The following is a 12730-nucleotide window of genomic DNA, read 5'->3' on the forward strand; positions in this document are numbered from 1 at the left end:
TTTCGATGATTAATAGTCTTCAAGCTTTTATAGGTAGTAAATGCTAGATAAAGATCATGGAGGGGATAAGATGAAACCAATTATCGGAATAACAGCCTTTGCGGAGGATGATTTGTCCTCAAGAGTAAATGCTGCTTATAGCAAAAGTATAATTGAAGCTGGGGGTGTACCTCTTATAATTCCGCTTGGAGTTGAAGAGGACATAGCACAAATTTTATCGTTGACGGACGGATTATTACTTTCGGGCGGACATGATGTACATCCATTTCTTTTTAGTGCAGAACCTACACCAAAGTTAGGAAAGATTCACCCGGAAAGGGATTCAATAGAACTTTCCTTGATTGAAGCGGCCTCTATTCGGCAAATGCCGATTTTCGGAATTTGTCGAGGGATTCAAATGCTGAATGTTGCGTTTGGAGGCACACTCTATCAGGATATTGATAGTGAATATCATAGTAAAAAATTAATAAAGCATACGCAACAAGCGGCACGTGGCGTTGTTACACATCATGTTCATCTAACACCGGATACATTATTAACAGCGATTATCGAGGAAGAAAAAATTGCGGTGAATTCATTTCATCATCAGGCAATAAACGTAGCAGCAGAAAAATTGAAAGTGGCAGCCAAATCAAGTGATGGTATCGTTGAAGCCGTAGTACACGAAGATTTACCATTTTGTCTAGCAGTACAATGGCATCCTGAAGAGCTAGCTATTGCTGGAGATGAAGCATCAAAAAAATTATTCACTGCATTTGTAAAGGCGAGTTTGAAATTCAAGGTAGAGGCATAAAACTGGATAAGCATTACATGGCTTAAGACGGAAATTAAACTAAAGACATTGCTAGAGGGAAGAATCCATATAAGTGGGTTCTTTTTTAGTGTATAAAATGGTACTCAAAAAATAAGAAAAAGAGGTATATGCCCATTTGCGAACATAAAATCCTCTTTTTGTACGTTGCTATTGAGATACTTTTAATGAACACGACGATAAAGACCTACAACATGCCCCAAAATAGAAACTTGGTCTACGATAATGGGCTCCATTGTTGCGTTCTCAGGCTGTAAACGGAAATGACTTTTTTCCTTAAAGAAACGCTTTACAGTTGCTTCATTCTCTTCAGTCATTGCTACGACAATATCACCATTATCAGCTGTTGATTTTTGTTTAACAATAACTAAATCTCCGTCTAAAATGCCAGCTTCAATCATTGATTCGCCCATAATTTCTAGCATAAATAACTGATCTTCACTTGTACCATAAATATCCAGTAGCGGGAAATATTCATCGATATTTTCAACAGCAGTTATCGGAGAACCCGCAGTAACTTTCCCCACAAGTGGTACATGTATAACATGTTGCTTTTGAATAGAATCCTCTGGCTCTAGAATTTCAATGGCACGTGGTTTAGTTGGATCGCGTCGAATTAAGCCTTTTTGCTCCAAACGAGCTAAATGTCCATGAACCGTAGAGCTTGAAGCAAGTCCAACTGCTTCACCAATCTCACGTACAGATGGCGGATACCCCTTTGCGCGTACCTCTTCTTTAATGAAATCTAATATGGCCTCTTGTCTTTTCGAAACTTTTTTCATGATTGCTCACCTCTTTTTTCTAATCATTCTACTTATTATGTAGTATAGCAGAATGCGAACACTTAAGCAAACATAGGTTCGAAAAGTGTTTGACAAAAACGTTTGTTCGCATTAATATAAGAACATATATTCCGAACAAACATTCTCGAAAAGGGGTTATACACATGAACTGGTTTGAAAAAAATCCACATATTACAATTTTATTAGGAGCTTGTCTACTATTTACAGCATATCTTTTTATAACAGATCCAGGCGATGTTACATACGCAGAAATTGAAATCGAGCATGGTGATAGCTTATGGTCGTTAGCCGAACAATACCGTGGTAAAATGAAGTCGGATGATTGGATTAAGCTTGTTAAGGCAGAAAATGAATTATCGAACGTACGAATTATTGCAGGTAATTCTCTAGTGATTCCAGTAGTGGGTGACGACCAACCCCATCCTATAAATTCAATTGAAATTGCGAGAAATGTAAAATGATAACAAAACAACAATCGGCTGTTGTCTATTGCCGTGTGAGTACAGAAAAAGAGACACAAAGCTCCTCGTTAGAGCGACAGGAGGAGGAGTTAGTACGCTATGCAAAAGAACAGGGCTACGAAGTGAAACTTGTTTTTAAGGATAAGCATAGCGGCTATGATGTGGAACGAGAAGGTTTACTAGAAATGCTCGATTTCATAAAAGAAAAAGAAGTAACAGCATTATTTGTGCAGGATGAAACACGTTTAGGACGTGGAAATGCTCGAATGGCCGTTTTGCATTTATTGCAGAAAACTGAAACTAATGTCTTCTCTATGCGAGACGCGGGACCTGTACAATTAAATGAAATGGATACGATGCTCCTAGAAATTTTAGCAATTGTAGAGGAGTACCAGCGTAGAATCCATAATGCTAAAATACGTCGTGGCATGCGTCGTGCAGTTGAAAATGGCTACCGCCCTGAAAATAATTTATCTAATCGAGGAAATCCAAACGGCCAAGAACGTAAAGATGTCCCTATAGAAGAAATCGTCAAACTCCGCAATCGAGGTTTCACATTTGAGGAAATAGCTATGACTCTTAGGGGGCTAGGCTTTGATGTAAGCAAAGCCACTGTCCATAGGAGATATCGGGAACATTTAGAGGGAAACGAAATAAAGTAACGTTTTAATCAGTGGGAGTTTTCCTACTGATTTTTTTCTTTTTAAAGGCTCTAGATGAAGGTGAAGGAACGAGTAGTGATGATAGAACAGCGAAGATGGCGGATAGAAAAGCGAAAAAGGTGGATAGAAACGCCAAAGTGACGGATAGAACAGCGAAAAAGGTGGATAGAAACGCCAAAGTGATGGATAGAACAGCGAAAAAGGTGGATAGAAACGCGAAAGTGATGGATAGAAAAGGGAAAAGGGTGGATAGAAAAGCGAAAGTGACGGATAGAAAAGGGAAAAGGGTGGATAGAAAAGCGAAAATGACGGATAGAAAAGCGAAAAAGGTGGATAGAAACGCCAAAATGACGGATAGAACAGCGAAAGAATGGCCAACTGATGGGACATTTCGGAAATAAAATAAGAGAAGTAGCCATTTCTACCTCTCTTGCTCAATATTCTCTAGAAACTTGCCATCTTTTATTGTAGTAATCTTTCATATCATTTAGAGCTATTTCGTTATTCTCTGTACCAATCTTCATCAAAAGAGAGATGTAGGGCTTTGCCCACAGTAATCCCAAATTGTATAAAACCTCTACCTCTTGCAGTTATGATGTTGCCATCTTGTACAACTAGGTCTTCTGAGAAATGATTAAGATCGAAGAAGTCTAATTTTCTTATACCTTCTAGCGGCAATCCAACAGTATACTTTTTGTTTTTTAATACTTCAGCTTTCGCTAACAGTGATGGAGAGCTAGAGATACTTGCAATGATTGCACCTTTGGCATTCACATTACTAATAAGATCAATTAATTCTTGCTCGTTTATTAGGGTAGCTATATCCATACACCCAGGTAGCAACAAGCTATCGATTTCGTCAAGATTAACTTCACTTATTTGTGTATCGGCAATACAAGATAACCCAGATTCCCCTTTAATTTTTTCGTTGTTTAACCCAACAGTAATAATGGGTTTATCTCCTTGCATTAATATAGATAATGCTACACTCAATTCATATTCACTAAATTGGGGATACAATAATATAGCGGTCTTTTTCATATAATGCTCCCATCTATTTTAAAACGAAGATTTAGAACAGTACAATAGTGAAAGAGTATCTTATACCCACTCTTCATCTAAGACAGAATAGTAGTATTCATCCCACCACTCATCATTGTGTGGTATACATTTTTTAAAATAACCCTCGCGTCTCATGCCGATTTTCTCCATCACTTTATAGGATGGGATATTTTCCGGCTGGCAAGTTGCAATAATTCTATGCAGTTTCATTTCTTTAAATCCGTAGTCCAGTACAGCTCTTGCTGCTTCAGATGCGTATCCATTGTTGTAATAGCTTGGATTCAATACCCAACCAATTTCGTAAGTATGATCGCCAAAATATTGATGGAAAACAATATGACCAATAACCATATGTTCACTTAGTAAAATAATAGGGAAGTGTTTTGCTTTTTCACCGCTATTTTCTGAAACAAACTTTTTTGCTTGCTCCTCATTAAAAACTCCCTCTGGAATATACTTCATCACATTTGGATTTGAAGTATATTCATAGACAGCTTGCCAATCTTGAACTTCGAATTCCCTTATTAATAGTCTGTTTGTTTTGATAAACATTTCATTTTCCCTCCTGTAATTAAATTTCAAATTAGTTTCTTCTCTTTTAAAAAAATTATAGGATATTATTTTTATTTATTAGGTCATCAATCTTTTTATTCATTTTTTTCACTTCAGATTGGTTATATAAATAAAATAACAGCCAAATAAGAGTAAAGAGCAAAACACTAAAAAATAGCATAAACATAGTTATTGCTAGAGATGATGTTGGAAGCCAATTTAAAGATAGCGCAACAACAATAAAAGTACCTATAGAAATTGCAAAATGGATAGCTGTTTGTAGTAAAAACGTTAAACGTTCTACTTGGTAAATATCGGATGGTAATACACAAGCTAGCCCCACGATAATTGAACCTAGAGCCTGATGTATAAAATCAGCCGTAATAGCCTCTAAAAAAATATCTCCAAAAATCCAAGAACCAAAAAGATTAATCAAAACAAAAACTGTACACCCCATACTTACACCAAACACTACATTTTTTAAAAAATGCATATATCTTAAACCCCCAAACGCTTTTTAAATTGCTTTCGATAATTGCGAGAAATAATTTCTTTGATTCCTAGAACTAGCTCAATTTCCATTGTTCCATTAAATGAAGCTTCGATATTTTTAACTTTTGCTAGATTTATAATTGCAGATTTAGAAATCCGAATAAAATTATTTCCTAATTGTCGCTCTAATTCATATAAAGGTTTATTTAAAATGAGACGATTATCAGCTTCATCATATAAAACTAATTCTCTGCCTTCCGTTCGAATAACAATTATTGAATTTGGATCAATGATATATGTTTTATTATTTGCTATCCCTGTTAAAATTTGTTCTTCTTGCTCTTGTTGCAATAAAGAAATAGCAGCTTGTATCGTAGGCGTAAGTTGTGCTGTACAAATCGTTACATGCGGCTCTTCATACTCTGGATCTATTTTTACCTCTATTTTCAGCTTTATCACCTCTAAAAATAATTATAGCATATCCAGCATTTAGGGAAATGCAGGTCATACTTTAAAAAAGGCATCTTAGACTATCATAACAACATGTTACTCCGGACGTATTGTTGGAAAATATTTCGTTCGTTATATTGAGTTCAGATAAAATATACATCAAACGAAATAGAGGTCTAAACAAAATTAGAACATGAATTTTTCGAAGAAATAAGTATTCGGCTAGTTCATGATTTGGAGGCTATGGCTATTATGAATGAATTGACTACCTCAAGTGAAAGAAATAAAACTAGTTGGATCTTAGTAAGTATTTCAACGATGCTTACAGCTAGTATCATTTTTTGGTATTTTAATAATCCAGAAGGTTTTATAGAAAATGGAATTGGCTTTAGGGCAGAAGTATTTTCAACTATTTCTATTTGGTTTTTTTCGCTTTTTATCATATCAGGATACATTGCTTATACAATTATTGCATTACCTTTTGTAAAAGCACATTTATTTACAATTTCTTGGCTTAAAGTAATTGGAATATGGGCTGCAATTGTAACAGGGATAGTAGAAGAAGTTGTTTTTAGGCATTTACTTATGGAATATTTATTAACTATTGGATTTTCAGACGTAGCGCAAATACTAATATCAGGGATGTCCTTTGGAATAGCCCACGGTGTATGGGTACTTTTGAAAGGGGATTGGAAGTTTGCGGTACCTGCAATTTTAAGTACCACGATTTTAGGAAGTCTTCTTGCGATGCTTTATATTATGGCTGGAAGAAGTACCTTTGCACCAATCCTCGCTCATATTTTAATTAACATGTTTATAGAACCATGGCTAATGCTATCTGCTGTTTCTGGAAAATGGAATAATAAATAAAGCACAAATTGATTATGTATATATTTTTTTGAAACGTGGACCCATGACAACATGTCAGGTTACGGCAGCTTAATAATTGTCCTAAATCTGCCCCTTTTATAAGAGAATGTTTTTTTATATTGAGTATTGAATGGGGTATCAAAAATTTGATTTTCCCTACACTATATTTGTTAAAGAATCAACGAATACTAGAAAGGTTGGTATTACTGCATTTTCAGGGAATACATGCTATACTTTGCATACCATATTCATTAAGATATGTATTGAAAGGTGTGTAATTATGTTATCAAAAGAAAAAATTAACCGAATCAATGAACTTTCTGCTAAGTCTAAAAATGGTACTTTAACAGAGGCAGAAGCTAAAGAACGAACAGCGCTTCGTAAGGAATATCTAGATACATTTAGAGCAACGATGCGTGATACAATTGAAAACGTAAAAGTGGTAGATCCTGAAGGAAATGATGTAACACCAGAAAAAGTTAAACAAGCGAAAAAAAATAAATTTCTAAATTAATGTGTCACATTTCTATAAAGTATGTAATAAAACGTAAATAGTATAACAAAGATATTGTTTTCTAAAGCAATGTTGACTAAACTGTATAAGAACAATATATAGGACGAGAAAGGATGTCACAAAATAATGACTCAACATGCGGATCAACTAGCGATTAATGCTATCCGAACTTTGTCAATCGATGCAATTGAAAAAGCAAACTCAGGTCACCCAGGTTTACCGATGGGGGCAGCGCCAATGGCTTATACGCTTTGGACAAAACAACTTCGCCATAATCCGGCTAATCCAAAATGGTATAACCGCGATCGTTTTGTACTTTCTGCGGGTCATGGCTCTATGCTTCTATACAGCCTACTTCATCTTGGGGGCTACGGCTTACCAATGGAAGAAATTCAAAACTTCCGTCAATGGGATTCATTAACTCCAGGACATCCTGAATATGGTCATACTGTAGGGGTAGAGGCTACTACTGGTCCTCTAGGTCAAGGTATTGCTATGACAGTTGGTATGGCAATGGCTGAACGCCATTTAGCAGCTACTTACAATAAACCAGGACATGACATCGTTGATCACTATACATTTGCACTTTGTGGCGATGGCGATTTAATGGAAGGTGTAGCAGCTGAAGCTATCTCTTTAGCAGGTCACTTAAAACTTGAAAAGTTAATCGTTTTATACGATTCAAACGATATTTCTTTAGATGGTGATTTAGAAAAATCATTCTCAGAAAATGTTCAAAAGCGCTTTGAATCTTATGGCTGGAACTATTTAAAAGTTGCTGATGGTACAGATGTTGAAGCAATTAACGCAGCTATCGAGGAAGCTAAAAAATCAACTGGCAAACCAACACTTATTGAAGTAAAAACTGTTATCGGTTTTGGTTCACCAAACAAATCAGGTAAAGCTGCTTCTCACGGTGCACCACTTGGTCAAGATGAGGTCGTTTTAACAAAAGCTGCTTATGAATGGGCGCACGAGCCATTCCAAATTCCTGCTGAAGCCTATGATACATTCGCAGCAGCTGCTGAAGTTCAAGGAGCACAACCTGAAGAAGCTTGGAATGCTAAGTTTGAAGCATATAAGCAAGAGTTCCCAGAATTAGCAGCGCATTTTGAAAACGCAATGAATGGTCAATTACCGGAAGATTTCGCTTCAGAATTACCAGTTTATGAAGCAGGTAAATCAGTAGCAACTCGTTCTTCTTCTGGTGATGCGATCAATGCAATTGCGAAGAAAACACCATCATTCTTCGGTGGTTCAGCTGACCTTGCTGGCTCAAACAAAACTACGATGAAAGACGCTGGAGATTTCTCAGCAAATGATTATGCTGGCCGTAATATTTGGTTCGGTGTACGTGAATTTGCAATGGGTGCTGCTATGAACGGTATGGCACTTCACGGTGGTCTAAACGTATTCGGTGGTACATTCTTCGTATTCTCTGATTATGTTCGTCCAGCTGTACGTCTTTCTGCATTAATGGGTCTTCCTGTTACTTATGTATTTACACATGACTCAATTGCTGTAGGGGAAGATGGTCCAACGCATGAACCAATCGAACACCTTGCATCTTTACGTGCAATGCCTAATTTATCTGTTGTTCGTCCAGCTGATGCAAATGAATCAGCAGTTGCATGGGAACTAGCAGTAGCATCTGAAAAAACACCAACTGTTTTAGTATTATCTCGTCAAAACTTACCTGTTCTTGATGCATCTATTGATACAGTACGCGAAGGTGTTACAAAAGGTGCTTATACAGTATCTCCTGCTACAAAAGAAGTGGCAGATGCCATTTTAATTGCAACAGGCTCTGAGGTTTCACTTGCAGTTGAAGCACAAAAAGCACTAAAAGCTGAAGGCATGGATGTAGCAGTTGTTTCAATGCCATCTATGGATCGCTTCGAAAAACAAGACGCAGCTTACAAAGAATCTGTTCTTCCAAAAGCTGTGACAAAACGTTTAGCAATCGAAATGGGCGCATCATTCGGCTGGCATAAATACACTGGTTTTGAAGGAGACGTACTTGCAATTGACAAGTTCGGCGCTTCTGCACCAGGTGAATTAGTAATGGAAAAATACGGATTCACAGTAGAAAATGTTGTAGCGAAGGTTAAAGCTCTATAATTTATTAAATACCGCAATACGCAGTAAGGGTTAAATCTCCACTGAGTGTTGCGGTATTTTTTTGCGTTAAAAGGATTCCGATTAAGGGACATAAACTTTTATAGTATTATTTCTCATTTGATATACAATGATAGTATGAGTTTTAAAATATTTTAGTGGTGTTCGCAAAGGGGTTTTTTTTTAATGAAGCTACAAAATATAGTTACACAAGTAAAGGGAACTTTCTCAGAATTAGATTGTACAGGTGGCGGAGTGATTATTTATAAACATGGTCAAACTGTACTAGAAGAATATTTTGGTGTACAAGGGCGACAAAAAGACGCGAAGAGGATAGGTCCACATACACTTTTTCATCTTGCTTCAGTTCGCAAATCTTATGTAGGATTTGCTGTAGCATATGCGATTTATCATAACTATATTGCCTCAATAGATGATAAATTAAGTGATTATTTAAAAGATGAAAAAGTCTATGCAGATGTGTCGATTAGACATCTTCTAACACATACTCACGGTTTGCGTCTACAAAATGAAAAAGTAATGAAAGAATTTAAAGCAGGATTTAACTGGGCATATCGAGATATCAATGTAGAACTACTTGCCAAAGTTATTTTTAAGGTCACTGGAAAAACTATTGCAGAAATTGTAGATGAGCAAATCTTTCAGACATTGTCTTTTGCTGAGACAAATTGGTTTAGTGGAAATTTGGAACAACATGTAGAAGTAATACATAATGATAGTCCATTTTGGTATAAAAGCGATGTATGTGATGGCAGCAAAATGAATATGTATAGCTCTTTAAGAGAGCTAGCTAAGTGGGGACAAGTGCTTCTTGATAAAGGGAGAATGAATGGAAAACAAATGTTACCTGAAGAAATCATACAGCTAATGACGACAATTCAATCTCCAAATTCTAAACCAAAGAATCTACCAACTAATGGTTTTTTCTGGTTTGTTCAGCCTCAACAAAGAGAGGGGAATACAGAGTTAAGCCCAATATTGCCACAAGGAAGCTTTCAACTTCTTGGTTATACAAGTGTTGCTATATTAGTAATTCCAAATAAAAATATTGTGGCAGTCCGTGGATTTAATAGCTTTGGTTCACCTAAAGGTTTTGATTACATCAAGGATATTCATGATTTTGGTTCAACAGTGTATCAATCAATTTAACTTTTTACAGCGGGTGTCCAAACATCTGTACCTGTCGCTATGCTTTCGGTACAAAAGACATTTGCTGAAATAGAAGAACTCGGGCTAAGAACTTCACATCCTGTGAAAACGCATGAGTGACCAACATCGTGTCGGCCTAAAGCCTCTAATAACGGCCAACTGATCTGCATCGGTAAAAACGCCACGCCCTGTGGCATTACCGAAATGACCGATACTGTATCGGCCCTCGTGGAGGTCTAAGCACAAAGCCGATTCCGGACGCAATTATGCAGAGGTATAATTGATTAGATTAGGTTAAAAAAATACGAAACTGCATTGATAGAATTGCAGTTTCGTATTTTTGGGGAAAACTTCACTTCGCTAGACCGTTTTGAAAAGCGTAGACTACTGCTTGCGTGCGATCTTGAACATCGAGTTTCGCTAAAATATTGCTGACATGTGTTTTTACAGTTTTTAATGCAATGAATAGTTCATCGGCGATTTCCTGATTTGCTTTACCCTTTGCCATAAGCAATAATACTTCCATTTCACGATCGGTAAGTTGCTCATACAGTGGGGTACTAGAGCCATGGCGCATGCGATGCATCATTTTTGATGTTACTTCTGGTTCTAAAACAGTTTCGCCACCCATTGTTTTACGAATGGCATCGGCGATTTGCTTCGCATTTGACGTTTTTAAAATATAGCTGACTGCACCAGCCTCTAATGCAGGATAGACTTTGTCATCATCTAAAAAACTTGTCACCATCATAATTTTTGCTTCTGGCCATGCCGCTAAAATTTCAGCTGTCGCCTCAGCTCCTGTCATGACTGGCATTACATTGTCCATTAAAATAATATCTGGACGCAAGGCGAGAGCGCGTTCTACTGCCTCTTTACCATTTTCAGCTTCACCTATAACGGTTATATCTGGTTGTGCTGACAAATAGGCAGATACACCGATACGCACCATTTCATGGTCATCCACTATTAACACTTGAATCATTCACTTCAACCTCCTTTTGTAAAGGGATTTTCACCTCTACAATTGTACCTTCCCCAGGTACTGATACAATTTTGTACGTACAGCCTATCTCTACCGCACGTTCAGCAATGTTTTGTAGACCATAAGAAGTAGATTTATCGGCTTCGACATCAAAGCCGAGGCCATTGTCTTGAATACGTAAAATGGCTAAATCATCGCGGGCAACGAGCAGTAATTCAACTTCACTCGCTTTGGCGTGACGTAGTGTATTCGATAACGCTTCCTGTGCAATACGGAATAAATGATCCTCTTCCGCTTTGGATAACGACATTTCCTCAAGTTCATATTCAATGTGAAAAAATACCTTTTGCTGTAGCTCAATTATTAGTTCCTCAAGACCTTGTGCCAGCGTTTTATTATGCAGAGCAACAGGGCGTAAATGTAATAATAATGCACGCATTTCAAGCTGTGCCTGTTGAACAATTTTTTCGACCTGCTTTAAGCTCATCGCATTTTCATCGGTTTCGGTCAAGGCGGAAAGTAACATCGAAGCTGCAAATAATTGCTGTGATACTGAATCATGGAGCTCACGAGCAAGACGTTGACGTTCAGCAATAATACGCTCTTGAATAATTTTATCATTAGCTTCTGCACGTTCATTGGATAAGCGCTGTAAGCTTTTTCGTTGCGTATCAATTAATTCACTTGTTTGAACTAAAGCTTTCTTCAAGGGTTTTGGTAAAGGTTGCTTTTTAGGTAAGACAAAATCAGGTTCAACTAACTGTTTCACGATACGGGTTGCATGAGCTTCTCTAGCACGGGCAGTCATACTAATCCAGCTTGCAATCAATAAACTAAGCGCAAAAAGAATAACGACAATAAAACCACCGAGTGGAATATTATTATAATTCTGTTGCCATAAGGGCTCCCATGTCTTCTCGTTTGGCTCGCCCCAAACAACGACAAGGAGACCGAATGCAGCACTCATCAATATAAAAAGTAGGGTAAATATTCTTGAGATAAAGGCAATCATTTACGTAGCACCTCCAAGTCCCCAAGCCATGTTGCAACATGTATAACAAGGGTACGCTTTGCATCCTCAGGGTTTCCATCTGAAAAACTTACACTTTCATTGAGTATACGTTGTGGCCCAATATGTAGGCACTTTAATTCACCAAACAATGTTGTGTAGTGTAAGCGGAATGGAATTTCATATGGGATATAAATTTGGACCTTACCAATCCCTTGTCGAATTGTAATAATACTTGTGCCGGTAGGTAAAATTGTTTGTGTTGTGTCAATCGTAATGTCGCCAGCAAGTCGTTGTATTTGGACATCTTGCCATTTATAAGCTTCTACTGGTGCCGGCAATGTACCGAATAATTCACTTTTTGTAGCGGGAAGCTTTTCGAAAAGCTCCGCACCAACAACTTTGGCCGTGTTTTCTCTTTGCAAGTATTGATAGAGCATATATAAAAGAATGATGACGATAAATAAGCGTAAACTCCACATTGTAAAGAGTGCAATCGAGATAAAGAAAATTCCCGTCCATTTAAAGAAACGATTTTTTTTCGAGAAACTTAAATAAAGAAGTCCTACTCCAATCAATAGACAAAAGGCGCCACCGTTATTAAAAATTGTGAGCTCGACAAAAACGAGTAAAAAGAAGCATAGTACCCAAAAAGTGAGCTTATTAGTTGTGAAATTTTGCAAGAGGGTCACCCTTCTTTCTACTAAGAGTATAAGAGAGGGAATGGGTCCCTCTATTTCAAAACGTGAAAGAATGCGCCTCTAAATACGG

16 protein-coding genes are annotated in these 12730 nt (G+C 37.2%); 8 read left to right on the plus strand and 8 right to left on the minus strand.

Features of this window, described 5'->3' with window-relative positions:
• The first annotated feature begins 70 nt into the window (after window positions 1-70).
• The gene (locus AC3WSO_RS06880; protein WP_492529813.1) at window positions 71-793 is read left to right on the plus strand and encodes a gamma-glutamyl-gamma-aminobutyrate hydrolase family protein; all 723 of its coding nucleotides are present in this window, start codon (window positions 71-73) and stop codon (window positions 791-793) included.
• Between the two features lie 182 nt (window positions 794-975).
• Here the strand turns inward: AC3WSO_RS06880 and lexA are convergent, their stop codons facing one another.
• Window positions 976-1593 carry a transcriptional repressor LexA gene (gene lexA / locus AC3WSO_RS06885; protein ID WP_492529815.1) on the minus strand — a complete coding sequence of 206 codons (618 nt, stop codon included), beginning with the start codon at window positions 1591-1593 and terminating at the stop codon, window positions 976-978.
• Between the two features lie 164 nt (window positions 1594-1757).
• Here lexA and yneA point away from each other — a divergent pair, with 164 nt between their 5' ends.
• The 3 genes from yneA to AC3WSO_RS06900 are packed head-to-tail and all read left to right on the plus strand — an operon-like array spanning window position 1758 to window position 3138.
• Window positions 1758-2075, plus strand: coding sequence for a cell division suppressor protein YneA (yneA, locus tag AC3WSO_RS06890; protein ID WP_492529817.1), 318 nt, complete (start codon window positions 1758-1760; stop codon window positions 2073-2075).
• Window positions 2072-2737: a YneB family resolvase-like protein gene (locus AC3WSO_RS06895; protein ID WP_386829390.1), complete on the plus strand. Its 666-nt coding sequence runs from the start codon at window positions 2072-2074 to the stop codon at window positions 2735-2737. Before yneA ends, AC3WSO_RS06895 begins: the two co-directional genes overlap by 4 nt.
• Window positions 2738-2748: 11 nt before the next feature.
• Entirely contained in the window at window positions 2749-3138 is a 390-nt protein-coding gene (locus tag AC3WSO_RS06900) for a hypothetical protein (protein WP_492529819.1), read from the plus strand.
• A gap of 100 nt (window positions 3139-3238) precedes the next feature.
• On the opposite strand, the gene AC3WSO_RS06905 is transcribed toward AC3WSO_RS06900, so the two are convergent.
• The 4 genes from AC3WSO_RS06905 to AC3WSO_RS06920 are packed head-to-tail and all read right to left on the minus strand — an operon-like array spanning window position 3239 to window position 5302.
• Window positions 3239-3778 carry a DJ-1/PfpI family protein gene (locus AC3WSO_RS06905; protein ID WP_492529821.1) on the minus strand — a complete coding sequence of 180 codons (540 nt, stop codon included), beginning with the start codon at window positions 3776-3778 and terminating at the stop codon, window positions 3239-3241.
• Between the two features lie 60 nt (window positions 3779-3838).
• Window positions 3839-4351, minus strand: a complete 513-nt coding sequence (locus AC3WSO_RS06910) for a GNAT family N-acetyltransferase (protein ID WP_492529823.1) — start codon at window positions 4349-4351, stop codon at window positions 3839-3841.
• 55 nt (window positions 4352-4406) lie between these two features.
• The gene (locus AC3WSO_RS06915) at window positions 4407-4844 is read right to left on the minus strand and encodes a DUF3021 domain-containing protein (RefSeq protein WP_492529825.1); all 438 of its coding nucleotides are present in this window, start codon (window positions 4842-4844) and stop codon (window positions 4407-4409) included.
• Between the two features lie 5 nt (window positions 4845-4849).
• Window positions 4850-5302, minus strand: coding sequence for a LytTR family DNA-binding domain-containing protein (locus AC3WSO_RS06920; protein WP_492529827.1), 453 nt, complete (start codon window positions 5300-5302; stop codon window positions 4850-4852).
• A 243-nt stretch (window positions 5303-5545) separates the two neighbouring features.
• Here AC3WSO_RS06920 and AC3WSO_RS06925 point away from each other — a divergent pair, with 243 nt between their 5' ends.
• The 4 genes from AC3WSO_RS06925 to AC3WSO_RS06940 all read left to right on the plus strand — a co-directional run bounded on the left by AC3WSO_RS06925 (window position 5546) and on the right by AC3WSO_RS06940 (window position 9965).
• Window positions 5546-6163, plus strand: a complete 618-nt coding sequence (locus tag AC3WSO_RS06925; protein WP_492529829.1) for a CPBP family intramembrane glutamic endopeptidase — start codon at window positions 5546-5548, stop codon at window positions 6161-6163.
• A gap of 280 nt (window positions 6164-6443) precedes the next feature.
• Window positions 6444-6677: a DUF896 domain-containing protein gene (locus tag AC3WSO_RS06930; protein ID WP_285394498.1), complete on the plus strand. Its 234-nt coding sequence runs from the start codon at window positions 6444-6446 to the stop codon at window positions 6675-6677.
• A 126-nt stretch (window positions 6678-6803) separates the two neighbouring features.
• A complete protein-coding gene (gene tkt / locus AC3WSO_RS06935; RefSeq protein ID WP_492529831.1) occupies window positions 6804-8798 on the plus strand; it encodes a transketolase in 1995 nt (664 codons plus the stop codon).
• A 183-nt stretch (window positions 8799-8981) separates the two neighbouring features.
• Entirely contained in the window at window positions 8982-9965 is a 984-nt protein-coding gene (locus tag AC3WSO_RS06940; RefSeq protein WP_492529833.1) for a serine hydrolase domain-containing protein, read from the plus strand.
• Between the two features lie 352 nt (window positions 9966-10317).
• Here AC3WSO_RS06940 and AC3WSO_RS06945 read toward each other — a convergent pair whose 3' ends face one another.
• Genes AC3WSO_RS06945 through liaF form a run of 3 tightly spaced genes read right to left on the minus strand, consistent with a single transcriptional unit; the run spans window position 10318 to window position 12642 of the window.
• Window positions 10318-10950 carry a response regulator transcription factor gene (locus tag AC3WSO_RS06945; RefSeq protein WP_492529835.1) on the minus strand — a complete coding sequence of 211 codons (633 nt, stop codon included), beginning with the start codon at window positions 10948-10950 and terminating at the stop codon, window positions 10318-10320.
• The gene (locus AC3WSO_RS06950) at window positions 10925-11962 is read right to left on the minus strand and encodes a sensor histidine kinase (protein WP_492529837.1); all 1038 of its coding nucleotides are present in this window, start codon (window positions 11960-11962) and stop codon (window positions 10925-10927) included. Before AC3WSO_RS06950 ends, AC3WSO_RS06945 begins: the two co-directional genes overlap by 26 nt.
• Window positions 11959-12642 (minus strand): cell wall-active antibiotics response protein LiaF, encoded by a 684-nt coding sequence (gene liaF / locus AC3WSO_RS06955; protein ID WP_492529839.1) that lies wholly within the window; start codon window positions 12640-12642, stop codon window positions 11959-11961. Before liaF ends, AC3WSO_RS06950 begins: the two co-directional genes overlap by 4 nt.
• Window positions 12643-12730: the final 88 nt, after the last annotated feature.

This window comes from Lysinibacillus sp. EB106-09-02-XG168, from assembly GCF_058791475.1.